Source organism: Roseateles chitinivorans, from assembly GCF_002761755.1.
Taxonomy (GTDB): Bacteria; Pseudomonadota; Gammaproteobacteria; order Burkholderiales; family Burkholderiaceae_C; genus Roseateles; species Roseateles chitinivorans.
Genome location: NZ_PEOG01000030.1, coordinates 1 through 25385, shown reverse-complemented (window position 1 = coordinate 25385; position 25385 = coordinate 1). Strand labels below are relative to the sequence as shown.

General features: G+C 71.4%; 21 protein-coding genes and 1 pseudogene. 3 read left to right on the top strand and 19 right to left on the bottom strand.

Features of this window, described 5'->3' with window-relative positions:
- Positions 1-26: 26 nt before the first annotated feature.
- Complete coding sequence (locus tag CS062_RS12615; RefSeq protein ID WP_099861981.1) at positions 27-1478, bottom strand: aminotransferase-like domain-containing protein; 1452 nt, start codon at positions 1476-1478, stop codon at positions 27-29.
- Positions 1479-1630: 152 nt separating this feature from the next.
- Here CS062_RS12615 and CS062_RS12610 point away from each other — a divergent pair, with 152 nt between their 5' ends.
- Positions 1631-1954, top strand: coding sequence for a DUF2917 domain-containing protein (locus tag CS062_RS12610; protein ID WP_158238774.1), 324 nt, complete (start codon positions 1631-1633; stop codon positions 1952-1954).
- Between the two features lie 121 nt (positions 1955-2075).
- A complete protein-coding gene (locus tag CS062_RS12605; protein ID WP_303645156.1) occupies positions 2076-3710 on the top strand; it encodes a S41 family peptidase in 1635 nt (544 codons plus the stop codon).
- A 58-nt stretch (positions 3711-3768) separates the two neighbouring features.
- On the opposite strand, the gene CS062_RS12600 is transcribed toward CS062_RS12605, so the two are convergent.
- The 18 genes from CS062_RS12600 to CS062_RS12515 all read right to left on the bottom strand — a co-directional run bounded on the left by CS062_RS12600 (position 3769) and on the right by CS062_RS12515 (position 24810).
- On the bottom strand, positions 3769-4386 hold the full coding sequence (locus CS062_RS12600) for a CDP-alcohol phosphatidyltransferase family protein (RefSeq protein ID WP_099861978.1): 618 nt from the start codon (positions 4384-4386) through the stop codon (positions 3769-3771).
- Positions 4387-4521: 135 nt separating this feature from the next.
- Positions 4522-5640, bottom strand: a complete 1119-nt coding sequence (locus tag CS062_RS12595) for a nucleotidyltransferase domain-containing protein (protein WP_099861977.1) — start codon at positions 5638-5640, stop codon at positions 4522-4524.
- Positions 5637-6551 (bottom strand): HprK-related kinase A, encoded by a 915-nt coding sequence (locus CS062_RS12590; protein WP_099861976.1) that lies wholly within the window; start codon positions 6549-6551, stop codon positions 5637-5639. The genes CS062_RS12595 and CS062_RS12590 overlap by 4 nt, the downstream gene beginning before the upstream one ends.
- On the bottom strand, positions 6548-6865 hold the full coding sequence (locus tag CS062_RS12585; protein WP_099861975.1) for an HPr-rel-A system PqqD family peptide chaperone: 318 nt from the start codon (positions 6863-6865) through the stop codon (positions 6548-6550). Before CS062_RS12585 ends, CS062_RS12590 begins: the two co-directional genes overlap by 4 nt.
- Positions 6865-7539, bottom strand: a complete 675-nt coding sequence (locus tag CS062_RS12580) for a hypothetical protein (protein ID WP_099861974.1) — start codon at positions 7537-7539, stop codon at positions 6865-6867. The genes CS062_RS12585 and CS062_RS12580 overlap by 1 nt, the downstream gene beginning before the upstream one ends.
- Positions 7540-7844: 305 nt before the next feature.
- Entirely contained in the window at positions 7845-9773 is a 1929-nt protein-coding gene (locus CS062_RS12575) for an ABC transporter ATP-binding protein (protein WP_099861973.1), read from the bottom strand.
- Between the two features lie 179 nt (positions 9774-9952).
- Positions 9953-11653 carry an alkaline phosphatase family protein gene (locus CS062_RS12570; RefSeq protein ID WP_158238773.1) on the bottom strand — a complete coding sequence of 567 codons (1701 nt, stop codon included), beginning with the start codon at positions 11651-11653 and terminating at the stop codon, positions 9953-9955.
- A 402-nt stretch (positions 11654-12055) separates the two neighbouring features.
- A complete protein-coding gene (glcF, locus tag CS062_RS12565; protein ID WP_099861971.1) occupies positions 12056-13306 on the bottom strand; it encodes a glycolate oxidase subunit GlcF in 1251 nt (416 codons plus the stop codon).
- A gap of 46 nt (positions 13307-13352) precedes the next feature.
- The gene (glcE, locus tag CS062_RS12560; protein ID WP_099861970.1) at positions 13353-14537 is read right to left on the bottom strand and encodes a glycolate oxidase subunit GlcE; all 1185 of its coding nucleotides are present in this window, start codon (positions 14535-14537) and stop codon (positions 13353-13355) included.
- Positions 14537-16063, bottom strand: a complete 1527-nt coding sequence (locus tag CS062_RS12555) for an FAD-linked oxidase C-terminal domain-containing protein (protein ID WP_099861969.1) — start codon at positions 16061-16063, stop codon at positions 14537-14539. Before CS062_RS12555 ends, glcE begins: the two co-directional genes overlap by 1 nt.
- Positions 16064-16149: 86 nt before the next feature.
- Entirely contained in the window at positions 16150-17094 is a 945-nt protein-coding gene (locus tag CS062_RS12550) for a substrate-binding periplasmic protein (RefSeq protein WP_099861968.1), read from the bottom strand.
- On the bottom strand, positions 17094-18233 hold the full coding sequence (locus CS062_RS12545; RefSeq protein WP_099861967.1) for an FIST signal transduction protein: 1140 nt from the start codon (positions 18231-18233) through the stop codon (positions 17094-17096). The genes CS062_RS12550 and CS062_RS12545 overlap by 1 nt, the downstream gene beginning before the upstream one ends.
- Before the next feature lie 29 nt (positions 18234-18262).
- The gene (locus CS062_RS12540; RefSeq protein WP_099861966.1) at positions 18263-19036 is read right to left on the bottom strand and encodes a PhaM family polyhydroxyalkanoate granule multifunctional regulatory protein; all 774 of its coding nucleotides are present in this window, start codon (positions 19034-19036) and stop codon (positions 18263-18265) included.
- Between the two features lie 117 nt (positions 19037-19153).
- Positions 19154-19825, bottom strand: a complete 672-nt coding sequence (locus CS062_RS12535; protein ID WP_233218034.1) for a MarC family protein — start codon at positions 19823-19825, stop codon at positions 19154-19156.
- An 88-nt stretch (positions 19826-19913) separates the two neighbouring features.
- Positions 19914-21035, bottom strand: a complete 1122-nt coding sequence (locus CS062_RS12530) for a TraB/GumN family protein (RefSeq protein WP_143742339.1) — start codon at positions 21033-21035, stop codon at positions 19914-19916.
- Between the two features lie 69 nt (positions 21036-21104).
- Positions 21105-23411: an ATP-binding protein gene (locus CS062_RS12525; RefSeq protein ID WP_099861964.1), complete on the bottom strand. Its 2307-nt coding sequence runs from the start codon at positions 23409-23411 to the stop codon at positions 21105-21107.
- Positions 23412-23537: 126 nt separating this feature from the next.
- Entirely contained in the window at positions 23538-23843 is a 306-nt protein-coding gene (locus tag CS062_RS12520; protein ID WP_099861963.1) for a BTH_I0359 family protein, read from the bottom strand.
- A gap of 220 nt (positions 23844-24063) precedes the next feature.
- Positions 24064-24810 carry a hypothetical protein gene (locus tag CS062_RS12515; RefSeq protein WP_143742338.1) on the bottom strand — a complete coding sequence of 249 codons (747 nt, stop codon included), beginning with the start codon at positions 24808-24810 and terminating at the stop codon, positions 24064-24066.
- 253 nt (positions 24811-25063) lie between these two features.
- Here CS062_RS12515 and CS062_RS12510 point away from each other — a divergent pair.
- Positions 25064-25385 (top strand): annotated as a pseudogene (locus CS062_RS12510) (fumarylacetoacetate hydrolase family protein); the annotation flags it as partial.

Below are 25385 nucleotides of genomic sequence, written 5' to 3'. Positions count from 1 at the left end.
CGCCCGGAGCGGCGCAGGCATGCCGCCTACGCGGCCAGCTCGTCCGGCGGATTCATCAGCAACTGCTTGGCCAGCGCGCCGATGCGGCGCAGCGCGCGCGGATGCTCCGGCCCCCACTTGCCGCCGACGCCCAGCCGCACGCAGTTCCGGAAGCGCGGGCTCGCCGAAAACATCATTCCCGGCGCGATGACGATGTGCTCGGCCAAGCAGGCCTGGTAGAGCTGCGCGGTGTCGAGCGTCTCCGGCAGTTCCACCCACAGGATGAAGCCGCCCGCGGGGTCCGACACCCGGGTGCCCTTGGGGAAGCTCTCGGCGATCAGCTGGCGCGCCTCGTCGACGCGCGCGGCGATGGTCGCGCGCAAGTGCCGCAGCGCCGCGCCGCTGCCGGCCTGGGTCAGCAGGTCGGCCAGCGCCAGCTCCAGCACGCTGGTCTGCGCCCCCGACTGCACCGCCTTGGTCTGCCGCAGCACCCGGCCCCAGCGGCCCGCCTCGACCCAGCCCAGTCGCAGTCCCGGCGCGATCGTCTTCGAGAAGGAGCCGCAGATCATCACGTGCCCGGTGGTGTCGAAGGACTTCACCGCGCGGCGCTTGTCCTCCTGCTCGGACAGGTCGTTGTAGAGCACGTCCTCGATCAGCGCCACGTCATGCCGCGCCAGCATCGCGGCCAGGCGCCGCCGCTCGGGCACCGGCAGGCAGGCGCCGAGCGGGTTGGACAGCGTTGGCACCGTCAGCACAGCCTTGACCTGCTGCGTCTCGAAAGCCAGTTGCAGCGCGTCGAGCGACATGCCGTGACGCGGATGCGTCGGGATCTCCAGCGCGCGCAGGTGCAGGCTCTGCAGGATCTCCAGGAAGCCGTAATAGGTGGGCGACTCCAGCGCCACCACGTCGCCGGGCTTGCAGACGGCGCGCAGGCACAGGCTGATCGCCTCGATGCAGCTGTTGGTGATGACGACCTCGTCCGGGTCCAGCACGCAGCCCAGGCCGAGCGCGTGACGAGCGACTGCCCGCCGCGCCTCTTCCATGCCGGGGCCGATCGGGTAGGTGCACAGCAGCTCGCGATGGCGCATCACCGCGCGGGCCATCGCGCGGCGCACCCGGTCCTGGTCGAAGAGCTCGGGCCCCGGACAGGCAGCGCCGAAGGAGATGAAGGACGGATCCTGGGACAGCGCCATCACCTGCGCGCCGAGCTGGTCGAGCTGAACCATGCGCGAGGCGTTGTCGGGCCGCGAAACCCGCGGCTCCGGCAGGCGCGGCGGCCGCGCGGCGACGAAGTAGCCGGACCGCGGCCGGGCCTCGATCAGCCGGGCGTCCTCGAGCCAGCGATAGGCCTGGACGGCGGTCGACAGCGACACGCCGTGCTGTCCGGCCAGTTCCCGCACCGACGGCAGCCGCTCGCCGCGTTTCAGCGTGCCGGCGCGAATCGACCGGGCCATGCGGTCGGCGAGTTGCATGTACAGCGGTAGCAGCGGCGCGTCCATGCGTCGATTCTGTGTGTTCTCGGTTGGCGACTACCAATACAGATCAGCGGCAAGCCGGCCAGCACAGGCGAGCGCCGTGCGCGGGCTGTATGCGCCGCATCGGTCCGCGGCTGTGGATGGAGCGCCACACAGTCGCTTCCTATCGTGACGACATGCAACCGCTGCGCCTCCTCCCCCCGCTGTTCCGGCCCCGGCTGACGCCCGCGCCGGCGTTTGTCCCGCCCGGCCCTGGCCCGGATGCGATCGTGCTGCCGACCGATGGCCGGTCCGTCACGTTGCGCCTGCGCCGGCCGGTCCGGGTGCGGGTCTTCGGCGGCCGCGCCTGGATTACCCGCGCCGGTAGCCTCGACGACCACTGGCTCGCGCCCGGCCAGGTGCTCGAGCTGCCCGAGCCGCCGACCTGGTTCGGATGGCGGATCTTCGCGAGTGGCGAGGGTGCATCACTGGTCACCTTGAGGGCAGAACCGCCAATTTGAGCCGCCTGTTTCGTCGCGATTTCCCGCTATAACTCCGCCCTCGAAGCCGTTGGATGCCTGCTGAAAGGTGTCGCCGGCGAGCACAGACAACAACGGGACACCGTCCCTCGAGGGAGTTGGCATGAATCGATCCGCGATGTGGCGGGTGGCGCGTCTGGCGGTGGCCGGCGCGGTCGGGGCGATGCTGCTGAGCGCATGTGGCGGCGGCGGCGGGAGCAGCGGTTCGCCGGTGGTGGGCAGCGGCGACGGCGGCAGCAGCGGCGGCGGAAACACCGGCGGGGGCAACACCGGCACGTCGCTCCAGCCCAGCGCCACCTACGCCCAGCAATGCGCGCCCGGCAATACCGAGGCCAGCCAGCGCGGCGGCACCTTGGCGACCGAGAAGAACTGGATCCGCGCCTACTTCGACGAGGCCTACCTGTGGCGCGAGGAGGTGCCGTCGATCGATGCCTCGGCCGCGCGCTACAGCGGCAGCGATGTCGAGACCGCGCTGGGCCATTACTTCGACGACCTGCGCTCGCCGGCGACCACCGCCAGCGGCAAACGCAAGGACCAGTTCAGCTTCATGATGAGCACCCGCGAGTGGAATGCGCTGTCGCAGGGCGGCGTCGAGCTCGGCTACGGGATCGAATGGCGGATGAAGTCGCCGACGCCGCCGCGCGGCCTGCGCGTCGCGTTCGTCGAACCGGGCAGCGCCGCCGACCGCGCCGGCGTGCGCCGCGGCGACACGCTGGTGAGCGCCGATGGCGCCGCGGCCGATGCCAGCGATGCGGCGGGCGTCGACACGCTCAATGGGGCGCTGTTCCCCGACGCCGCCGGCACCAGCCATCGCTTCGTGCTGACTTCCAACGCCGGCGCGACCCGCGACCTCACCCTGGTCGCGGGCAACGTCACCAAGACGCCGGTCCCGACCCGGCAGGTGCTGACGGCGGCGGATGGCGGCCGGGTCGGCTACCTGGTCTTCAACGACCACATCCTCCCGGCGGAAGCGCAGCTGATCGCGGCGATGCAGGATTTCCGCAGCCAGGGCGTGTCCGACCTGGTCGTCGACCTCCGGTACAACGGCGGCGGCTACCTGTTCATCGCCAGCGAGCTGGCCTACATGATCGCGGGCAGCGCGGCGACCTCGGGCAAGACCTTCGAGCAGCTGCGCTACAACAGCCGGCGTGGCGCGGAGACCAACAGCGCCGACTCGAAGACGCCGTTCTTCGACCAGTCCTGCCTGATGGTGGGCGGCCGGTGCAGCTCGCAGCAGCCGCTGCCGGCGCTCAACCTGCGGCGCGTGTTCGTGCTGGCGCAGTCGGGCACCTGCTCGGCCAGCGAGGCGCTGATCAACGGCCTGCGCGGTGTCGACGTGGAGGTCGTGCTGGTGGGCGGCACCACCTGCGGCAAGCCCTACGGCTTCACCGCCAAGGACAACTGCGGCTACAGCTACTTCCCGATCGAGTTCGTCGGCGTCAACAACAAGGGCTTCGGCGACTACGCGGACGGCTTCGTGCCCGCGGGCGGCGGCGCCACCGGCGTCAAGGGCTGCCCGGTGGCGGACGACTTCGAGCACGCGTTGGGCGATCCCGGCGAGGCGATGCTGGCCGCGGCGCTGCAGTACCGCGCCAACGGCACCTGCCCGGCCGCGAGTGCCTCCGGCACCGGCCTGGCGCGCGCGATGACCGCGCGGGCGGGTGGCGACGATGCGGTGGCGCTGCAGTTCAAGAAGCTTGCCGCGCGCAGCAACCGCATCCTCGGCGGCCGGCCCTGAGGCGTTTCCGAGGCCACATCCGCGCGACGCGCCGAAGCGCGGGGCGCCCAGCCCCGGCTCAGAGCTTCGGGATGCGGATGCGGCTGATCATCAGCGAGCCGGACACCGCGAACAGCAGCACCAGCGGGTGCAGGGTGAAGCCGCCCAGCTTGACGGCGCCGAACCACAGCGCCTCGCCGATCGCGCCCTGCCAGGCCGCGATCCACAGCACGATCACCAGCAGCAGCGAGGTGGGAATGGGCGTGCCTTCGAAGTAGGCGACCTTGTCGCTGCCCGCGGACAGGCTCTCGGCGGTGATGTTGTAGCGCGCCAGGCGCGACACCCCGCTGGCCACGAAGAAGCCCAGCACGATGCGGTCCCACAAGCCCTGCATGCCGCAACCGTAGGCGATCACCGCCGGGGCGACGCCAAAGGAGATCACGTCGGCCAGCGAGTCCAGTTCGCGTCCCATCGCGGAGCTCTTCTGGCGCCAGCGCGCGATGCGGCCGTCCAGCACGTCGAAGACCAGCGCGGCCGGGATCAGCGCGCAGGCGTAGTACAGGTGCTGCGTCAGGCCGGTCTGCAGGAAGGTCATCACCGAGAACAGGGCGCCCACGCCGCAGAAGGCGTTGCCCAGGGTGAACCAGTCCGCCAGATGGAACTCGCGGATCATGGAAAAAGGCTTGGGTCGGTTCATGGGGAGCGAGCATAAGCGAAGGCCCCTGGCCTCGCGGCAAAGGCCGCGCCCGGGGCAGCGCCTCCCTCCGGCGGTCCCCCATGTCCTCCCCCGGGCACCCGCCACGGTGGGATTCGGGGCGAGGGCCGGGGCCGGTCAGGCTTCGACCTTGGGCGCCTCCGGCGCGCTTGTCATGCGCGACCAGGCCTTGCGCGCCAGATGCCGCGTCAGCAGCCCGGCCGGCATGCGCAGCCAGTGCGAGCGCACATACAGCGCGACCTCGGCCAGCGCATGGCCCGGCAGGCGGCAGCTGTCATGGGCCGGCCGCAGCAGGCGCCGGTAGCAGGCGTCCAGCAGCCGCAGCGCCAGCGGCCCCGGCGGCGGTCCGAGCTCGTCCGGCAAGCCGTCCGGGTAGGGCGTGTCCAGCAGCTGCCGCGTGTAGCGCAGGGCCAGCCACAGCGGACGCGTCAGGCCGATGCGCCGCGCGCGCGCAGCCAGCCGGGGCCAGAAGCCGTCGATCGCGCCGAATTCGCGCAGCAGGGCGTCCAGGTCGAACAGGTCCCGCAGCCCGTTGGGCAGCTCGCCCTCGTGGAACAGGTGCGCAGCGCTGTGCAGCAGCATGTCCTCCGGCGGCAGCACGAAAACGCCGGGCAGTCCGGGCAGCGGGCGCGGGGCGTCGAACAGCGCGCGGCTGTCCAGCGGTGTGCGCGCCGTCGGCGGCAGCAGCGTGTGGTGGACATCCAGCGACGTGCCACGGCGCTTGTGGTGCAGCGGCGGCAGCTCGTGCATCCAGTCGCGGTAGTAGCGCTGGTCGTAGGCGTCCAGGCCGTCGTCGAAGTCCCAGCCGTGCACCAGCAGCGTCGTCTCGCAGCGCGGCAGTTGCTCGGGCGGGATCAGCAGGTCGATGTCGCTGAACAGCCGACCCGGCGCCGGCGCATGGCCGCCCAGCGCGTAGGCGGCGCCCTTGAGCAGGATCAGCGGGCCGGGCAGCTCGGCGAGCGTCTGCCGCAGCAGTTCGACCTCCCGTCGCAGCATCTGCACCTGGCGCCGCGACAGCAGCAGCGCCGACCGCAGGTGCGGCTGCACGGGCGCCGGCAGCGTGTCCAGCCAGCCGCCGGCCGCCATCTCCTCGGCGAGCCGGCCGGCCAGGTTGGACCGCCGTGCCTGGCGCAGCAGCAGGTCCCAGTCGGTCAGGCTCAGCCCCGCCGCGACCGCGGGCTGCAACAGCACGCGGACCAGCAGCGGACGACGGCGATCGTCGCGACGGGCGCTCACGACGCGGACTCCTCGAGCGCGTCGAAGCAGGCCAGGGCCTCGTCGAGCCGGCTGTACTCGAAGCGGTGGCAGGCGCAGGCGTCGACCAGCCGTCCCAGCGCCTGGAAGCCGGCCAGGCCGTGGACGTCGTAGTTGAAGGACTGCTCCGCCAGGTCCATGAAGGCGCGCGCCCGCTCCACCGGGACGAGCCGCGCCGGCGCGTCGGCGCGCCAGGCGGGCAGCACGACCCAGGCCGGTCGGGCCGGCGTGAGCCGCGCGTCGACCGCGTCCTGCGGCGCCCGGACCAGTGCGACCGTGCCCTTGGACGTGTTGGGCATGGAGGCGCTGAAGACCGCCTCGGGCGCGAAGGCGCGGATCAGCGGGATCGAGGCGTTCTTCAGGTTGATCGGCCGGGCCATGCCGTGGACCAGGCCGGTGGCCATGTCCAGCAGCCCCAACTCGTCCGACAGCAAGCGCCAGCCGCGATGGGCCAGCGCCGCGCACAGGGTGCTCTTGCCGGAGCCCGGCGGCGCCGGCATCAGCAGCGCCCGGCCACCGCGCTCCAGCACCGCCGCGTGGATCAGCAGGTACTGGTGGGCATGGGCCGCGATGCACCAGTTGATGCCCCACTCCAGCATGGCCAGTGCCTGCGCGGCGGGCAGCGGCGTGAAGGAGCGCTGGCCGTCGAACCAGAACTCGGCGCGGCCTTGCAGCCGGCTCAGCCAGTGGGGGCTGCGCAGCACGGCGACATGGAAGTCGACGAACTCGTCGTCGCCCGCGAGCTCGAAGTCGCGGTACATGGTCGCCACATCGCTGGCGAGATGCGGAATGTCGGAGCGCACACGCACGGTGAACGGCGACAGCCGCAGCGTCACGCCGCCGTCGCGCATCCGGGCGCGCAGCCCGGCGGTGCCGACGTCCTGCAATCTCAAGCGGCCGGCTCCTCCACCGGGCCTTCGGCCAGCAGGTGGATCTCGGCCAGTCGGCGCAGGTGCAGGTCCAGCAGCTCGGCCAGCGCCTCGGGCGCGGGCGGCTCGTCCCAGTCGACGTCGCGGGCCAGGCGCTGCAGCAGTTGGTCGCGGTCGAGCGGCCCGGCGGCCAGCCATTCGGCCAGCTGCGCACCGAGCGCGGCGATCAGGTGGGTGTCCCCGGTGTCAGGGTCGAAATAGACCGCGTGCTGTTCGCCCTCCCAGGCGAGCAGCACGTCGGTGAGCGAGGGCCTGCAGCGCCAGGCGGCTCCGGCCATCAGGCCACGAGCCAGTTGCTGTACAGGTAGTTCTTGAAGTCGGCCTGGGTCCAGGCCGCGCCGGTGGAGTTGGCGGGCTTGAAGATGCCCGGGCCCTGCGCGGCCATCTGCAGCAGCATGTCCTGGCCGGTGGCCGAGAGCACGCACTGGTTGACCTTGTTGCCGGCGAACAGGGTGTTCAGGCGCGCGACGATCATCATCGTGCCGTAGCCCGCCGTGTCGTTCTTCAGCAGGTTGTAGACGTTGGCGGTGCCGCTGACGTTCTTCAGGCCGCCCGGGAACAGCTTGGACACGGTCAGGTTGCTGCGCGCGTAGCTGAGCGACTTGCCGGAATACCACTGCGCGATCACGTAGTTCCAGGGCGCGTTGCCCCCGCGTACCTGCGACCGGCCGGTGTTGTCCTTCCAATTGGCGATGTACCAGCACTCGGTGTTGTTGATCACCGCGGCATCGGCGCGGGCCTGCACGCTGGCGCCGCCATTGCGCAGGATCGCCGAGCCCCAGGCCGAGGTGGTGTTGCAGTGCCAGGCCATCGCCGGCCGGCTGGCCAGCGTCAGGCCCACCGGCACCACGCCCGCCTGGATGAAACGGCGGCGGCGCTGCGAGACGACGGTGCCCGCGGCGGATGCCGGGGTGGCCGAGGGCTGCTGTTGGGTGTCGCTGCTGTTATCCATAAGCTCAGCTTTCGTGGTGCACGGGCCCCAGGAAGGGGCGGACGCTCAAGCGGATCGGCGCTCCCGTCCGACCTGCGACCGCAGTGTTTCATACAAGCCATCGACCGGAAACCCCGCCCAACCCCTTGAACGGGTGGCGTGCGGCCTCCCTCCGACGACGGATAAGTTAGCGCAGGCTTTCGATGAATCCGTTGATGGCCAACGAGTCATCGTCGGCATGACGCCTGACCGCCAGGGCGCTCCGAGCCGAAGGGGCCATGCCGCCCGCCCTGTTCGAGCGACAGCGCCTGGCGCCGCCCCCGCCTTCACTCCGCCTCGTCGTGCACGACGTCACGGTCGTCGGCGTCCTCCCGCGCGGTGCCGCCGGCGGATCGGCGCTTCGCGTCGCCGTTGCCGTCGTCGTCCAGACCCTCCTCGACCAGGAAGCCACCGCTCTGATGCGCCCACAGCTTGGCGTACAGACCACCCTGGGCCAGCAGCGAGGCATGGTCGCCCTGTTCGACGATGCGGCCCTGGTCCATCACGATCAGCCGGTCCATGGCCGCGATGGTCGAGAGCCGGTGCGCGATCGCCACCACCGTCTTGCCTTCCATCAGCCGGTACAGGCTGCGCTGGATCGCCGACTCGACCTCCGAGTCCAGCGCGCTGGTCGCCTCGTCGAGCAGCAGGATCGGCGCGTCCTTCAGCATCACCCGCGCGATCGCGATCCGCTGGCGCTGGCCGCCGGACAGCTTCACGCCGCGTTCGCCGACATGCGCGTCGTAGCCCTGGCGGCCCTTGGGGTCGGTCAGGCCGTCGATGAAGTCCACCGCCTCGGCGCGTTCGGCGGCGGCGCGCATCTCGTCCTCGGTCGCGTCGGGCCGGCCGTACATCAGGTTGTCGCGCACGGAGCGGTGCAGCAGGCTGGTGTCCTGGGTCACCATGCCCACCTGGCGTCTGAGGCTGTCCTGGGTGACCGTGGCGATGTCCTGGCCGTCGATCAGCACCCGGCCCTTGTCCACGTCATAGAAGCGCAGCAGCAGATTGACCAGCGTCGACTTGCCGGCGCCCGAGCGGCCGACCACGCCGATCTTCTCGCCCGGCCGTATGGTCAGCGTCAGGTCGTGCAGGACCGTCTTGCGGCCGCCATAGCTGAAGTCGACATGGTCGAAGCGGACTTCGCCGCGGGTCACCTCGAGCGTGGTCGCGCCGGCGGCGTCCTGGATCGCGATCGGGCGCGACAGCGTCGTGATGCCGTCCTGCACGGTGCCGATGTTCTCGAACAGGCTGGCCATCTCCCACATGATCCAGTGCGAGATGCCATTCAGTCGCAGCGCCATCGCCGTGGCCGCCGCCACCGCGCCGATGCCGACCTGTCCCTGGGTCCACAGCCAGACCGTCATGCCGGCGGTGGAGGCGATCAGGCCCATCGACAGCGCATGGTTGACGATCTCGAAGCCGCTGATCAGCCGCATCTGCCGGTAGGCGGTGCCCAGGAAGTCCTGCATCGCGCCGCGGGCGAAGCCTGCCTCGCGGTTGGAGTGGGAGAACAGCTTGACGGTGCTGATGTTGGTGTAGGCGTCGGTGATGCGGCCGGTCATCAGGCTGCGGGCGTCGGCCTGGGCCGACGCGGCCTTGCCCAGCCGGGGCACGAAGTAGGTCAGCGCCACGACGTAGCAGGCCAGCCAGCCCAGGAAGGGCAGCAGCAGGGTCGCGTCGAAGCTGCCGACGACGCCCAGCATCGTCACGAAGTAGATCGTGATGAAGACCAGGATGTCGGTGACGATCAGCCAGCACTCGCGCACCGCCAGCGCCGTCTGCATCAGCTTGGCCGAGACGCGTCCGGCGAACTCGTCCTGGTAGAAGCTCATGCTCTGGGCGAGCAGGTGACGGTGGAAGTTCCAGCGCAGCCGCATCGGGAAGTTGCTGGACAGCCCCTGGTACTTGCTCAGCGACTGCAGCGCGATCAGCAGCGGGCTGGCCAGCAGGATGCCGCCGAGCATCAGCAGCTTGTCCTTCTGGGTCGACCACCACTGCGCGGGCGGGACCTCGCTGAGCCAGTCGACGACCGAGCCCAGCATCGAGAACAGCAGCGCCTCGAAAGCGCCGATGGCGGCGGTCAGGACGGTCAGCACCAGGATCAGCCTGCGCATGCCCTGCGAGCCCGCCCAGACGAAGGCGAAGAACCCCTTGGGCGGCTGCGGCGCCGGGGTCTGCGGAAACGGATCGACGAGTTTTTCGAACCAGCCAAACACGGCGGTCTCCCTGTCACTTCTGCGAGACCGTGCAGCCTACAGGAGCCGTGTGGCGGCCGCAGCCCACCCCCGCTTCGGTGGCGGGTGGATGAGGCGAATGGGGGGATTCGCCGGCTGGGCGGGCGGACGGCGGCGAGGCCGCGGCGGCCGGCCGTCGGCCTGGGCGCCTGCCCGTCCTCTTACCGGGCCGGGAGCGGCAGCAGCCGGCCCTGGGCCTGTCGCGGCGCGGGAATGTGCAGCAGCGCCGACAGCGTCGGCGCGAAGTCGACGATCTCCACCCGCTGCTCGATGCGGCCCTGGCCGACCCAGGCCGGGCCCCAGGTCAGCAGCGGCACATGGGTGTCGTCCTCGTACGGGCTGCCGTGCGTCGTGCCCATGAGGCGCGAACCGAACATCCAGCCCGGCTTGGGGACCACCTGCAGCGGCGCCGCGATGCCGGGATACCAGGACTTGCGCATCTGCTCGAGATAGGGCGTCGCGGTGTCGGTGCCGGCGAGCTGGGCGCGGGTGAAGGCGGCCTGCACGCCTTCGACCTGCTGCACCAGCGCCTGGGCCGCCGCATAGACCTCGTCCTGCTTCAGGCCCTTCGCCTGGATCGCGGCCTCGTCGAAGATGAACCCGCTGCCCGACATGTTGGTGACCCAGCGGCCTTCGCCGAATTGCCTGGCGAGCCCCGCGTTGATGAAGCCCACCGCCTGCGCCGGATTGATGCGGCCGGCGTCGCGACCCTGCGACTTCGCCCATTCGGGCGTGTCGGTGAAGCCGTGGTCGGCGGTCAACACCGCGACGTAGTTGTCGCGGCCGACCTTCCTGTCGAGGTACTGGAACCACGACTGCAGGTAGGCATCCAGGTGCAGGAAGTGGTCATGCGACAGCCGCGACTCCGGCCCGAACGCGTGGTTGATGTAGTCGTGGCTGGACAGGCTCACCGACAGCAGGTCGGTCTGGTCGTCGGCGCCGAGTTGCTCGCCCTCGACGGCGGCGCGGGCGAAAGCCAGCGTCAGTTCGTCGCCGAACGGGGAAGGCAGGAGGTTGCCGTAGAAGCGCGGACCGGGGCCGTCCATGCCGGCGCCCAGCACCGCCGGCAGCCGGTTGCCGTTGCCGCTGTTGGCCTGCCAGGGCTGGCCGTCCGGCACGCTGCGCGCGTAGGCGGCCTCGGGCAGCATCGGCGTCCAGGCCTTGCCGAAGAACTGGTCGGCCGGCTTGGCGGCGTTGAAGGCCTCCACCCAGGCCGGGTGGCGGTCCATGTAATAGGTGGACGACGCGAATTGGCCGGTCCCGCCCATGTACATGTAGGCCGTGCCCTTGTGGCCAGCCGGCAGGATGGCGCCGCGGTCCTTGCCGGAGATGCCGATCACCTTGGCGGCGGGCTGCAGCGTGCGCAGCACGTCGCCGACGGTCTCGACCTTGTAGTTCTCGGGGCTGGTGCCGGCGAGCGGCTCGGTCTTGTTGCCGATGTACTGGTAGCGCGGATCGGCGGTGTTGTACTGCGGCGTGCCGGTCATCGGATCGCGCCACTCGTTGCCGATGATGCCGCTGCGCTGCGGATAGGCGCCGCTGAGCATGATCGAGTGGCCAGCCGCGGTGACCGTGTAGCCATGGCCGTAATACGCATTGGCGAACCAGGCGCCGCGGTCCAGGAAGCGCTTGAATCCATCGGGCTGCAACTGGTCGCGGTAGCCCAGCACCTGCCGGATCGGCAGGCCGTCAATCACCATGAAGACGACCAGCCGGGGCGGCTTCTTCGCCGCGAAGGGGGAGGCGAGGGGGTCAGGACTTGCCGAAGCCGGGGCCGTGGAAGAGGGGGCGGGCGCGTTGGCGCAGGCGGTCAGCGCGGCCAGGACGGGCACCAGCAGCCAGGTGCGACGGGTCAGGGTCATGGCGGGTCGGGCTCCGCGGAGCCGCTGAAGCAGGGATGAGCGCGGAGTATCCGCGTCCGGCCGCCGCGCGGCGGGCGCCTGACGGCCTCGATGCTCGCGCTGCGCGACGGGAAAACCCTGAGCGGGACCGTGCGGCGCCCGAAGCTGGACGGAAAAAAGGCCGGTCCCCACATGGTGACCGGCCTTCTTCACTTTCTGGTTGGATCGCTTGACGCGCTCCCCTCCTGTTATGGGAAGGGATTCTGCGGGCCGCAGGCAATGCGCATGCCCGGGTTTGCCCGGGGCTGGACCGCAGATGTGAGAACTCCTCCTCATCGAGGCGGGGTTTGCGTGGCGAGTGATGCGCCGATGCGACGTTTCGCGCGCGCCGGTGATGACCGCGCCGTGACGGCGCGGCATGGCTCAGGTCGACAAGGCGTCGTCCAGCACCTCGATCCAATGGCGGACCGGCACGCTGGTGCCCGCTTGCAGGTGCTGGATGCAGCCGATGTTGGCGGAGACGATCGCATCGGCGGCCAGCGGCGCCAGCGCAGCGAGCTTGCGCTCGCGCAGTTGCTTGGACAGCACCGGTTGCAGCACGGAATACGTGCCGGCCGAGCCGCAGCACAGATGGCTCTCCGACGGCGCGGTCGCGATCTCGAAGCCCAATTCCCGCATCAGGCCCTCGACGCCGCCGCGCAGCTGCTGGCCATGCTGCAGCGTGCAGGGCGGGTGATAGGCCAGGCGCGGCCGACCGCCCGGCCGGTCCTGTCCCAGTCGGGAGCGCAGCGCCGGCGTCAGCGCCGGCAGGTACTCGCCGAGGTCGCGCGTCAGCGCCGAAACGCGGGCGGCCTTCTCGGCGTAGTGCGGGTCATGCGCCAGCAGCCGCCCGTAGTCCTTGACCTGGACGCCGCAGCCGGAGGCGTTCATGACGATCGCCTCGACCTCGCCGCCATGGCCGTCGACCATCGGCCACCAGGCGTCGATGTTGCGGCGGGCATCGTCCAGGCCGCCCTCGTGGTCGTTCAGATGCGCCCGGATCGCGCCGCAGCAGCCGGCCTCGTCGGCGACCAGGGTCTGCACGCCGGCGGCGTCCAGCACGCGGGCCGTCGCCGCGTTGATGTTGGGCATCATGGCCGGCTGCACGCAGCCCATCAGCATCAGCACCTTGCGGGGATGCGCGCGCTGCGGCCACTGGTGCGCCCGGGGGCCGGGCGTCGGCGGCACCTTGTCCTTCAGCGCGCCCGGCACGAGCGGCCGCAGTGCCTGTCCCAGCCGCAGCGCCGGCTTGAACAGCGGCGAGGTCAGCCCTTCCCGCAGCAGCCAGCGCTTGATGCGTTCCTCGCGCGGGCGCTCCACCTTGGCCTCGACGACCTGCCGGCCGATCTCGACGAGCTGGCCATACTGGACGCCCGACGGGCAGGTGCTCTCGCAGTTGCGGCAGGTCAGGCAGCGGTCCAGGTGCTGCTGGGTGGTCGCCGTCGGCGTCTCCCCCTCGAGCACCTGCTTGATCAGGTAGATGCGGCCGCGCGGTCCGTCGAGCTCGTCGCCGAGCAACTGGTAGGTCGGGCAGGTCGCCGTGCAGAAGCCGCAATGCACGCAGCGACGCAGGATCGCCTCCGCGGTGCTGCCTTCCGGGGTGCCTTGGAACTCGGGGGCCAGGTGGGTCTGCATCGGTCGGCTTGCTGTCGGCGGGCTCGGGCGGCGTTGCGCGGAGCGGTCAGAGGTCCGGATAGAGCCGGCCGGGATTGAAGATCCCCGCCGGGTCGAACTGCCGCTTCAATTCCTTGTGGATGCGCGTCAGCTGCGGTCCGAGCGGCGAGAAGGCGCCGGCCGTCTTGTCGTTGGCATAGAACATCGTCGCGTGGCCGCCGGCCGCGGTGACCAGTTCGCGCAGCTGCGCCGGCGCCATCGGCGTGACGACCCAGCGCTGCGCGCCGCCCCATTCGATCAGCTGTTCGCCGTGCAGCGGCATCGCCAGCGTCGTCGACGGCACCGCGATCCGCCACAGCGTCGCGCCGCCCTGCACCGCCCGGCGCGCGCCGAGGAAGAACTCGTCGGACTGGTCGCGCAGGCCCTGCCAGAACGGCGCGGCCATCGCCTCCGGGATCACGTCGCCGCCGAGCTTGCGCACCGCCGCCGCGACGGCCGCCTCGGCGCCGGAGAGCCGCGCCACCAGCGCGCCGTCCCACCACGCGGTGGCCGACAACGGCAGCGGCTGCCCGCCCCAGCGGTTCATCTGCAGCAGCGCCTCCTCCTGGCCGAATTCGAAGCGCAGCGTCACCGTTGCCACCGGCATCGGCAGCACCTTCAGCGTGACCTGCGCGATCAGTCCCAGCACGCCCATCGAGCCGGCCATCAGGCGCGACACGTCATAACCCGCGACGTTCTTCATCACCGTGCCGCCGAAGTGCAGCAGCTCGCCCTTGGCGTCGAGCATCGTCAGGCCGAGCACATGGTCGCGCACCGCGCCGGCGCTCGCGCGCGCCGGGCCCGACAGGCCGGTGGCGACCATGCCGCCGAGGGTGCCCGTGCCGCCCGAGGCCGCACCGACGAAACGCGGCGGCTCGAACGCCAGGTGCTGGCCATGGCGCGCGAGCAGCGCCTCGACCTCGGCCACCGGCGTGCCGGCGGCGGCGGTGATGTAGAGCTCGCTCGGCTCGTAGGCCATCACGCCGTTGAGCGCCTGCGTCGACATAGGCGCGGCATCGCCGAGCGGGCCGCCGTAGAAGTCCTTGCTGCCATGGCCGGTGAAGCGCACCGGGCTGCCCTGGCGGAAGCGCTCGGCCATCGCCTCCAGCGCGTCGACCAGCTGCGTCGCCCGGACGAACGCCGCCGGGCCGGTCTCCGTCGCCGCGGGCGCCGACGTCGGCCCCCGCTCGAAATCCTCTGCGTGCACCGTCATCAGAATCGCTCCAGGTCGGGGAAGGCGAGCGCGCCGCGCTTGACGTGCATGCGGCCGTACTCGGCGCAGCGTTGCAGCGTCGGGATCACCTTGCCGGGGTTGAGCAGCCCTTGCGGGTCGAAGGCCCGCTTCAGGGCCAGCATCCGCTCGCGCTCCTGCGGCGAGAACTGGACGCACATGCTGTTGAGCTTCTCCACGCCGACACCGTGCTCGCCGGTCACCGTGCCGCCCATCGCGACGCTGGTCTCCAGGATGTCGGCGCCGAAGCGCTCGCAGCGGTGCAACTGGTCGGGATCGTTGGCATCGAACAGGATCAGCGGATGCAAGTTGCCGTCGCCGGCGTGGAAGACATTGGCGCAACGCAGGCCGTACTTGCGCTCCATCTCCTGGATCGCCAGCAGGATGTCGGCCAGGCGCTTGCGCGGGATCGTCGAATCCATGCACATGTAGTCGGGGCTGATCCGTCCCGATGCGGGGAATGCGTTCTTGCGGCCGCTCCAGAAGCGCAGCCGCTGGGCCTCGTCCGCGCTGACCTCCAGCCGCGTCGCGCCGCTGGCGCGCAGCACCTCGCTCATGCGGCCGATCTCCTCCTCGACCTCCTCCGGCGTGCCGTCGCTCTCGCACAGCAGGATGGCCTCGGCGTCGAGGTCGTAGCCGGCATGGACGAAGTCCTCCACCGCGGCGGTCATCGGCTTGTCCATCATCTCCAGGCCGGCCGGGATGATGCCGGCCGCGATGATCGCGGCCACCGCGTCGCCCGCGCGGCGCAGGTCGTCGAAGCTGGCCATGATGCAGCGCGCCAGCTGCGGCTTGGGCGTCAGCCTGACGACGACCTCGGTCACCACCGCCAGCATGCCCTCGCTGCCGATGACGACGCTGAGCAGATCCAGCCCGGCGGCGTCCAGCGCCTCGGAGCCGAACTCGACCGGCTCGCCCTCGACGGTGAAGCCGCGCACCTTGAGCACGTTGTGCAGCGTCAGGCCGTACTTGAGGCAGTGCACGCCGCCGGAGTTCTCCGCGACGTTGCCGCCGATGGTGCAGGCGATCTGGCTGCTCGGGTCCGGCGCGTAGTAGAGGCCATGCGCGGCCGCGGCCTCGGAAATCGCCAGGTTGCGCACGCCGCATTGCACCCGCGCGGTCCGTGCCAGCGGGTCGATTCCGAGGATGCGGTTGAACCTGGCCAGCGCCAGCGTCAGGCCTTCGGCATGCGGCATCGCGCCGCCGGACAAGCCGGTGCCGGCGCCACGCGCGACCACCGGCACGCCCAGCGCGTGGCAGGCCCGCAGCACGCCGGCCACCTGCGACTCGGTCTCCGGCAGCGCCACGGCCAGCGGGCGTTCCCGATAGGCCGTCAGGCCGTCGCATTCATAGGGGCGGGTCTGCTCGTCCTGCCAGAGCAGCGCATGCGGCGGCACCACCGCGCCCAGCGCCTTCACCAGCGCCGCACGTCGCCCGGCGCGGAACGCGGCCAGCGCGGCGGCCTGCTGGCCGGGCGGCTCGTGGGTCGAGGGAAGGGCGGCGGTCATGGCGTCGAACTGTAGCCGTGCGCGCTGACCCGGGCCTGAACCGGTGCGCCAGCGACCGGGGAAGCGCGACCGTTCATCGGGGCGGCTCAGCGCGCGCCGGGCAGCGGCCACCAGAGCGCGTGGCGGTCCAACGGCGTGTGCGCCGGCAGCAGCGGATTGCGCAGGCGCAGCACGCGGCGCTGGTCGACCCGGTGGCGCCGCACGAGGTCGCCGAACAGCTGTCGCGACAGCCGCTCGAAGCTGCCGTCGGCGATCAGCGCCTCCATGCCGCGTGTCAGGTCCGCCGCCAGCCGCGGCCGACCCGGCCGCACGAACATGTAGAGCGCCGCCGGGTAGTGCAGCAGCAGCGCGGTGTCGATGGCCAGGTGCTGCTCGGGGAAGCTGGCGAGCTCCGCGTCGATCTCGAAGATCGAGCGCGGAAAGTAGTCGAAGCGGCCCTGCGACAGCATCTGGAACAGGCCCTGGTAATGCGTGCTCACCTGCACCGGCAGGCCGTTGGCGCGCAGCACGGCGGTGTCGGGCCAGTCATGCATCTGTCCGGCGGTCAGGCGCGCCAGGTCGCGCAGGTCGCGGACCTGGCGAAGGCGGTCGCGGTCGTCCGCGCGGGTCAGGCACAGGCGCCAGCCGATCAGGCCGCGGTCCAGCGGCACGCGGATCGGCAGCAGCGTCCGCTCGCGCTGCGGGTCGGTCATGGTCCAGAAGACGTCGATGCTGGGGTCGTCGCTGGCCATCTTCAGCAGCGCGCGGCTCTGGACCATCTCCGACTGCGTCGGGATCAGCGCGTAGCGCGTGCCGCTGCGTTGCAGCGCCGCATGCAGCAGGCTGATGAAGTAGTCGACCTGCCGGTCCTGCTGGGGCAGGTGGCGCGGATAGACGACGGTCGCGGGCTCGGGGGGCGAGGTGCCGGAGGCCTGCCGGTCCGGCGGCGTCGCGCTCCGGCGAGCGGTGGCGTCGCCGGCGGCCCGGAGCGGCAGCGCGTTGCACAGCGCCGAGGCCGCGGCGGCCTGGAGCAGGTGACGGCGCGGCGGCATCAGCGATCCAGGAAGACCGTCAGCACGCCGGTGTAGCCGTGCAGCCGCGCATGGGCGATCTCGCCGTTGGCGAAGAAGCCGGCCAGCGGCACCTCGCCGAGCGCGTGCTGCACCCACTGCAGTTCGGCCGACGGCGCGCCGAAATGCGGTCCGCCGCGACCGGTGCAGCTGAAGTACAGGGCGCCGGCCATGCGGGCGCCGCGCTCCTCGGCCTCGGCCCGGATCTCGGTGCAGATGCGCACCAGGTCGCGGCGCGCGGCATCGGGATGGCGTTCGCAGAAGCTCAGCAGCTCGCCGGTGCGCAGCTGCTCGGCGACGGCGATGCCGCGGCGGCTCGGATCCAGGCCGACCAGGTGACGGACGCGGACTTCGGGACCGTACTCGCGGCGGGCGCCGGGTTCGTCGTTCAGTCCGACCAGCGTGCGCCGGAACAGCGGCATCGCCTGGCGCAGCGAGCCGGACTCGCCGGTGTACGCGGGCAGCTTCAGGTCCTCGAGCAGGGCATCGAGCGCCGGTTGCCCGTCGAGCTCGGTGACCAGCGGGCCGTCGCAGGCGGTGACGCGGCGCTCCCGGCCCAGCGGCTGGCAGCCCTGGCTGACTCGCGAGATCCAGCGCACCTGCGGGCCGAGCGACAGGCCCGACAGGCCGCCCGCGAAGACACCGTCGGCGATCTGCACCGCGTCGTCGCCGCCGCTCACCAGGCCGCCGAACAGATAGCCGCTGCTGCAGCGCTGGGCCAGCTCGCCGATCAGCTCCTGCAGGTCGGGCGTGCCGCCGTCGGCATGCAGCAGCAGGCTGCGCGCTTCGCGCTCGGGCGGCAGCGGCTGACGGCCGGAAAAGATGCGCCACTGGTCCGGCGGCAGGTCGCAGAGCATGACGACCAGCGCCGGTTCGTCGAAGTACTCGACGCCGCTGGCGCTCACCGCCAGCGCCGACGCGCCGACCCAGCCGCAGCCGGGCCAGCGCTGGCGGACCTCGTCCAGCAGCGCCTGCGCCTGCGGCACGTAGGGATGGGTCAGGTAGAGGAAGCCCAGCGTCGGCGTCATGCCGGCGCGCTGGCCCTCCAGCTGCGCGCCGGCCAGGGCCAGCGCCATGTGGGGGTCGGGATGGGTGGCGTGCGCCTGGAGGAAGCGAGGCATGGACAGCCCTCGGGGAACTGCGGGGAGGCTCAGGGAGTCTTGCGTTTGGGCGCCGTCTTGCGGGCCGGCGCGGCCTTGGCGGCGGTCTTGGCCCTCGTTCTCGGAGCGCTGCCCGCGGCCGTCTTGCCGGCGCCCTTCGCGGTGGGCTTGCGCGCCGTCGCAGGCCGGGCCGACGGCGCGGCCGACGAGGCGGCTTCCGCGGCCGCCGCCGTGGCGACCGAAGCCGCGGTCTGGGCGCTCTTCATCGCGTTGGCCGCGACCTGCGTGAATTGCTGGGTGAGGGCGTTCCACCACTGCATCGGGTCGGCGCCGGCGGGCTTGGGGCCGGAGGCCGCGGGCGGTTCGGAGGCGTCCTCGGCCGGTTTTTCCTTGGAGGGCGGGGCCGCCTCGGAAGCGGATGGGGACGGAGCGGCCGACGCCGCCGAAGACGCCCGGCTCGGCGCGGGAGACGGCATTGGCGAAGGCGTTGGCGACGGTGCGGACGACGCGCCAGGGAAGGGCGGCGGCACGGGCGTCTTCAGCGCGTCCTTCAGGTCGGCCATCGGCACGTTCATCGCGTGCAGCGTGGACAGCGTCATCCGCTGCACCTCGAGCGCCTGGATGGTCGCGGTCAGCATGCGGGCATTGTTCTCGAGCCAGAACTGCACGGTGCGCAGCTCGTCGATGCGCTTGTCGAGCTCCTGCGGGTCCAGCGTCGGGGCGACCCACTGGTTGAAGCCGGGGATCGCGGCGCCGGCGTTCTTCATCAGCCCCTGCAGGAAGTCGAAGCCAGGAACGAATTTACTGAAGTCGGTGTCCGCCATGCTGTCTCCTCGGTGAGCTTCGGCGACGCCTGCCCGAGCGCCGCCGTGAGCGTCGATCCTACGCCGCGGCGCGAGGCGTCCGGGCGGCGTCCGGGCAGGTCGGGGGCGACGCCGGCCTCAGGTCGGGATGTGGTTCAGGTCGGCCCAGCCGGACCAGAGGATCTGGATGCCGATGCACAGCAGCACGAAGGCCATCAGCCGCATCATGACCAGGGTGCCGACCTCGCCCATGCGCATCAGCAGCCGGCCGCCGTTGCGGTAGACCAGGTAGACGACGGCCGCCGTGATGGCCGCACCGATCGCGGCGATGCCGGCCTGCATCACGTAGGGGATGGGCGAACGCGGGATCTGTGCGCCCAGCGCGATCGCCGCGGCGATGCTGCCGGGACCGGTGGTCAGCGGGAAGGTGATCGGGAAGAAACTGCGGCGGACGATCTCGGCCTCGCTGATGTCGCTCGGCGACGAATGCACCACGGCGGTCTGGACGTCGTCGGTCTCGTTGCGGGTCAGCATCACCCAGGCGCTGTAGGCCACCAGCAGGCCGCCGCCGACGCGCACCACCGGCAGCGAGATGCCGAACAGGTCCAGCACGTAGGTGCCGACCAGCAGCGACACCATGATCACCACCCAGCCGTTGATCGCGACCTGGCGCGACAGCCGCTTGAGGACCTTGTCGTCGCCGCCGGCCGCGCCGATGACGATCGGGGCCACGCCCACCGGGTTGATGATGGGCAGCAGGGTCAGCGGCACCAGGAACAGCGATTGGAGGAAGGACGGCAGGGGGTCCAAGATGCGGGACTCCGAAGGGAAGGGGCGGGTGGAAGGCTCGGCGGCACGAGGGCCGGGCGCGAAGGCGGCCCAGTGTGCCGCAACTCGATCACCGTGATCCGGATGGCGGCATCAGGGTTACCTCGAAGCCATGCTCCCGCAGCAGCGCGGGCAGCGCCCACGGGCCGGTCATGTGCATCGCGCCGACGGCCACCAGCAGCGATTGGCCGCGTTGATGCAGCTCGGAGATCCGCTCGGCGAGCGCGGGATTGCGGCCGTCGTTGATGCGTCGCAGCGCCGTGCGGTCCGCGGCGTCGGTGACGCAATCGCACCACTCCGCGTAGCGGTTCAGCCGCGCCAGGTCACCGCGGTCGTAGACGCTGACCATCGTGTCCAGCGTGCGCAGCAGAGAGGCGGGTCGCTCCAGCTGGCGGAGGTTGGCGCGCAGCTCGTGGCGGGCGGCCTCCTCGTCGGCGGGCAGCAGCGCCTCGAGCTGGCCCTGCAAGGTCTCCAGCGCGAGCACCGGCAGGCCCCGGTCGCGGGCCCATTGGCTCAGCAGCATCTCCTGGCCGTAGCGCACGTCCAGCCCCAGCGCGCGGGCGCGCAACAGCATGTAGGTGCTGGTCTGCAGCAGCGGATGCGTCGTCGCGAGCGCGCCCGGCGGCAGGCAGACCGCGGCGGCCTGGGCCTCCAGCCGCCGGCGCAGCGCGGCATCCAGTGGCAGCTCGGGCATCGGTGGCATCTGCCAGGCGTCGCGGTCCAGCGGATCGAGCTCGAGCGCGACCGCGTCGACCTGGGCCAGTGCCGCCCGCAGGCGCGGTCCGGGCGCGGCCCAGTCCGGCCTGCCCACATGCAGGCTGGCGTAGAGGTAGGACGTGCGGCCATCGCGCTGCAGCGTCCACATCAGGCCGCGATCACGCGCTCGAGCGGCCAGACGCTCGGCCGGCAACGGCGCGGGCTCGGGCGGACAGGATGGCGGCGTGGCGGCGGTCCTCTCCGGCCGGGCCGAGGACGCGGCGGGCGAGACCGAGGCGTTCGACGTGGCCTTGGCGGCGCGCGGCGCGCGCTCGGCAGACACGCCGGAAGCAGGCGATGCGGGCTTCGAGGGGACGGTGGACGCCGCGGCGAAGGCGGCGCCGGCCGCGCTCAGCAGCGCCAGTGCGCTCAGCGCGCGGCGAACGGTGGCGCGCCAGGCGCGTGCTCGCGGTGTCGACGGGGGGACGGATCGCATGGGCGGCACGATGCCACAGAACCGGACCGCTCCCGGATCCGCGGCGGGCTCGGCGCGGGGGCGGTGGGGTCAGGACTCGCCGGCGCGAAAGCCCATCGGGCGGCGCTGGCGGACGTCCGGCTTCACGCGGTGCTCGGCTTCGAGCAGCGTCAGGAATTCATCCGGCGACAGCGCCTCGCCCAGGATCTCGGCCTGCTGCCGCACCGCGGCGAAGTCGCCCAGCGTCAACGCGTCCAGCGCGCGCAGCCGGTCGGCTTGCGCCTCGTCGGGCGACCGACCCAGTTCGCGCTCGAACATCGTCAGCCGCTGGTCCGGCCGCAGCGGCTTGAAGCGGATCTTGAAGCTGAAGCGGCGCAGGGCCGCTTCGTCGAGGTCGTCGAAGGCATTGGTCGTGCAGATGAACAGGCCGGCATGGCGCTCCATGCCGGCCAGCATCTCGTTGACCTCGCTGACCTCGTAATGCCGCTCGGCCATGCGGCGGCTGCGCAGGAAGCTGTCGGCCTCGTCGAGCAGCAGCACCGCGCCCTCGGCGGCGGCGGCCTCGAACATGCGGGCCATGTTCTGCTCGGTCTCGCCGACGTACTTGGACATCAGGTCGCTGGCCAGCCGCACCATCAGCGGCCGCTGCAGTTCCGAGGCGATGTGCTCGGCCAGCGCGGTCTTGCCGCTGCCCGGCGGTCCGTGGAAGCACAGCGTGCCCAGGCCGCGACGCCGCAGCGCCTCGATCAGGCGCGGCAGCGCGAAGCGGCATTCGCAGTGGATCAGGTCGAGCGAATAGCGCGCCGCCGCCGGCCGCGCCTGTGGCGAGACGTCGACCAGGCCGAGCGCCTTGTCGGCATGCAGCAGCTGCCGGCTGACCAGGCGTTCATTGGCGAGGGCGTCCGCGGCGGCCTCGTCGCCGGCCAGCCGGGCGAAGCGCACGGCGGTGCGCACCTGCGCCGGCGTCAGGCCGCGGCGCTCGGCGAGGCGCTCGGCAAAGCCGTCGGGCACCGGCAGTTCCTCCAGTGCCTTGCGCACCAGGCCCAGCCGCGCGCCCGGCGGCGGCGAGGTCAGCTCCAGGTGGTACTGGAATCGGCGCCGGAAGGCAGGGTCGATGTGCTCGATGCGGTTGGTGATCCAGAGCACCGGGACAGGGTTGCTTTCCAGGATCTGGTTGACCCAGGCCTTGCCATTGACGGCCATCGGCGCCGGCACCTCCAGCGCCGCGTCCAGCCGCGCCATCAGGTGGGCCGCGTCGCCGCTCAGGTGCGGGAACACGTCCTCGACTTCGTCGAACAGCAGCGCCACATCGCGGCTGGCCTTCAGGAACACCTGGCTGATCTGCAGTGAGCGGTAGCGGTCGCGGCCGGTCAGCGCATTGCCGTCGCGGTCGGCGTACTCGACCTCGTAGAGCGTCAGCCCGGCCTCGCGCGCGGCGACCTTGGCCAGCTCCGTCTTGCCGGTGCCCGGCGGACCGTAGATCAACACGTTCACGCCCGGTTGGCCCTGCGCCACCGCATGGCGCAGCAAGGTGGCGAGGATGCCCACGTCCTCGGCGATGAAGTCGAAGTCGGCGCGCTGCAGCGGACTGGGCGCGACCGGGCGCGTGAACACCGCCATCAGGTCCTGCGGTCCGTCGTAGGCGCGCATCAGCACCGGCGGCAGCTGCTCGCTGACCTTCATCAGGTCGGAGAGGTCGGTGATGTTGTGCTCGGCGATCAGGTTCTCGATCATGCCGACCCGTTCCAGCCGCGAGCCGACGCGCAGGGCCTCGGCGACCTCGTGCGGATCGACGCCGGCCACTTCCGCGATCGCGGCGAAGGCCTCCTGCGCGGTGTTGACCTTGAACTCCACCAGCGCGCCGCGCAGCTCGCGCTGGTAGCGGGCGAGGGTGCCGTAGAGCAGCAGCGCCCGCTCGGCCGCGTTGAGCTGCAGCAATCGGCCCAGCACATCGATGTTCTGCTCCACCAGCGTGGATCGGCTGCGCAGCTGCGCGTCGAGCGCGTCGCAGGTGCAGGACAGCAGCGCGAGCAGGTCCTTGGGCGCGTCCTTGATGTATTCGTCGAGGTAGAAGAACAGCGTCGCCTCGGCGAACGGGCCGCGCCAGATGCCGTGGCGCGCGAGGAAGGCCGCGTCGCTCAGCCGCTCATGCCCGGCCCAGAGCGAGTGCCCCTGGCAGCGACGCGCGAGGTAGCCCCGCACGCGGGCCAGCACCGGCGAAGGCCAGACCAGATGCCGCGCCGTCAGCGCGAGCAGGCCGCTGAGGTCGCGGCGCGGATTGAAGCGGTTGGCGTGGCGGACCGTGAGCGTCAGCACGAAGTGCGAGCACATGAGATCCAGCACCGGGCTCTCTGACAGGCCCGGGGACACCAGCGGAGGCTGCGCGCGCTTGCCCATGATTCGTGCGGAGGGGGAGGACCTCACCGCCTGGAGCGGTGCATGGCCGCACGATCTTGGCGCAGCGGGTGCCGCGCGACAAGTCCCGGTCCCCCGCAGGTGGAGGGCACCGGGACCGGCCGGGGGTCAATGCATGACGACGGGCTGCTGGCCCAGGTTGGCGTAGGTGGCGATGAACGCGTCGAGGTCGTCGACATCGGGGCCTTGCTCGATCAGCGCCTCGACGCCTTCCTGGAAGGTCTGGGCCAGGGCGCCCTCGATGAAGATTTCCTTGCGGGTGAACTTGTCGACGATCTCGAAACCATCGCGCTGCAGCGCGGGCAGGTGGGTGTGGTCCGCCTGCGCGGCATGCGCCGCGTCGCCAGGGGACGGATCGACCGGGACATCGAACTGCACGACGATGTAGCTCGGCGAGTCGTAGAGCATGTGCATGAAGGACTCCTTTGTGGCAGGAGTTATGGCCTGACGCGACGGATTCAAGCCCCATCGCTCCCAACCAGGCCATGACCCCATGGTGGCAGAACTTGCCGGCACGGATTCATTCGGTCCCAAGCATTTGTGGTGCCAACCGCACAGGGTTTCACGGATTCACCGAACGTAACGTGTTCGCATCCCTGGGGCGATCGTGCGGGCATGCGAAGCACGGGCAGGGTCATTCCAGCAATCGGAGGGCCCACTGTTCCTCGTCGTCGAGGCTGAAACGCAGGTCCACCGGCAGGAAGCCGCGTTGCCCGTCCAACCAGGCGGACCATTGCAGCGCAGGGCGGCCCGGCCCGCGCCGCAGCTCCCGCTGCAGCAACCAGCGATCGCCGTCGCGGGCGATCACCTCGAAATCCCAGTCGTGCACGCCCGCGGAAGCGGCCACCGGCACCCGCAGGCGCAGGCCGAGATGGGGCGAGGGTTCGGCCGCCATCAGGGCCGCCAACTGGAGCCACCATGAGAGGCGATCCTGCGTGCCCGCCGACAGCGGGTAGGCGCGTGCGCCGACAAGCAGACGCGGCATGGCGGCATCGCGGTCGAAGACCAGCAGTTCGCGCTCTCGGCCCTGGCGGCGCACCCGATGTCGTTCCGGCTGCAATCCTTGCGGGCCGACACGACCTTCGCTGCGCCAGAGCGGCAATTCGCGGTCGCCAGCGCGGCGCTCCAGCGCCAGTTCGTAGCGCCCGTCCTCGATCCGGAAGCGCAGCGAGGCCTCGCCGGGCTGGCCGTCGATGACGAAGGCGTAGGCGAGCGCGCCTTCGCCGCGCAGCGGCAGGGCGAGCAGCGCGGGCACGGGACGCGCATCGGCGAGCGGCGCGGGCGCGATGGTGGGCCCTTCGGAAGGGATGCCGCGGCCGGCCTCGTCCAGCTCCGCGCTCGCGGGCGAGGGGCGTTCGGGCGCCGCCGATCGTTCGTTCACGGGCGCTCGCGCCGGCGCAGCCTCGCGCGCCGGCTTCGGTGCCGCCACGGGCGCGGCTCGTGGGGCCGACTCGATGAGGCGGGTCGTCATCGACGTCGCATCGACCGCGCGCGGCGCGGGTCGTTGCCACAGCGCATCCATCACCCCGGCATGCAGCAGCAGGGCGGCCGCGAGCGCGGCCCCGAGCGCCTTCCGGTCCTGAGGTGAAAATGCCGCCAACGCTCGCCCGACGAATGACTGTCCGACCACAACAATGAAACTCGCAACCTATCGCGATGGATCGCGCGACGGCCAACTGGTGGTCGTGTCGCGAGACCTGAGCCAGGCATGCTATGCCAACGGCATCGCGACGCGCCTGCAGCAGGTGCTCGACGACTGGAACTTCATGGCGCCGCAGCTGGAGACGCTGTCGTTGTCGCTGAACCAAGGGCGCGCGCGGCATGCCTTCGCCTTCGATCCCAGGCAGTGCATGGCGCCGCTGCCGAGGCTGGCCGGCTGGATCGCCGGCGAGGCCTATCCCGGCCAGGGCCAGGCGCTGCGCGAGCGCGGACTCGCCTGGCCGGAGCGGCTGAGCG

Bases quoted from the DNA above. Each gene is read 5' to 3' on its own strand.
- CS062_RS12615 (WP_099861981.1), bottom strand. From the start codon at position 1,478: ATGGACGCGCCGCTGCTACCGCTGTACATGCAACTCGCCGACCGCATG.
- CS062_RS12610 (WP_158238774.1), top strand. From the start codon at position 1,631: ATGCAACCGCTGCGCCTCCTCCCCCCGCTGTTCCGGCCCCGGCTGACG.
- CS062_RS12605 (WP_303645156.1), top strand. From the start codon at position 2,076: ATGAATCGATCCGCGATGTGGCGGGTGGCGCGTCTGGCGGTGGCCGGC.
- CS062_RS12600 (WP_099861978.1), bottom strand. From the start codon at position 4,386: ATGAACCGACCCAAGCCTTTTTCCATGATCCGCGAGTTCCATCTGGCG.
- CS062_RS12585 (WP_099861975.1), bottom strand. From the start codon at position 6,865: ATGGCCGGAGCCGCCTGGCGCTGCAGGCCCTCGCTCACCGACGTGCTG.
- CS062_RS12580 (WP_099861974.1), bottom strand. From the start codon at position 7,539: ATGGATAACAGCAGCGACACCCAACAGCAGCCCTCGGCCACCCCGGCA.
- CS062_RS12570 (WP_158238773.1), bottom strand. From the start codon at position 11,653: ATGACCCTGACCCGTCGCACCTGGCTGCTGGTGCCCGTCCTGGCCGCG.
- glcF (WP_099861971.1), bottom strand. From the start codon at position 13,306: ATGCAGACCCACCTGGCCCCCGAGTTCCAAGGCACCCCGGAAGGCAGC.
- glcE (WP_099861970.1), bottom strand. From the start codon at position 14,537: ATGACGGTGCACGCAGAGGATTTCGAGCGGGGGCCGACGTCGGCGCCC.
- CS062_RS12555 (WP_099861969.1), bottom strand. From the start codon at position 16,063: ATGACCGCCGCCCTTCCCTCGACCCACGAGCCGCCCGGCCAGCAGGCC.
- CS062_RS12550 (WP_099861968.1), bottom strand. From the start codon at position 17,094: ATGCCGCCGCGCCGTCACCTGCTCCAGGCCGCCGCGGCCTCGGCGCTG.
- CS062_RS12545 (WP_099861967.1), bottom strand. From the start codon at position 18,233: ATGCCTCGCTTCCTCCAGGCGCACGCCACCCATCCCGACCCCCACATG.
- CS062_RS12540 (WP_099861966.1), bottom strand. From the start codon at position 19,036: ATGGCGGACACCGACTTCAGTAAATTCGTTCCTGGCTTCGACTTCCTG.
- CS062_RS12530 (WP_143742339.1), bottom strand. From the start codon at position 21,035: ATGCGATCCGTCCCCCCGTCGACACCGCGAGCACGCGCCTGGCGCGCC.
- CS062_RS12525 (WP_099861964.1), bottom strand. From the start codon at position 23,411: ATGGGCAAGCGCGCGCAGCCTCCGCTGGTGTCCCCGGGCCTGTCAGAG.
- CS062_RS12520 (WP_099861963.1), bottom strand. From the start codon at position 23,843: ATGCACATGCTCTACGACTCGCCGAGCTACATCGTCGTGCAGTTCGAT.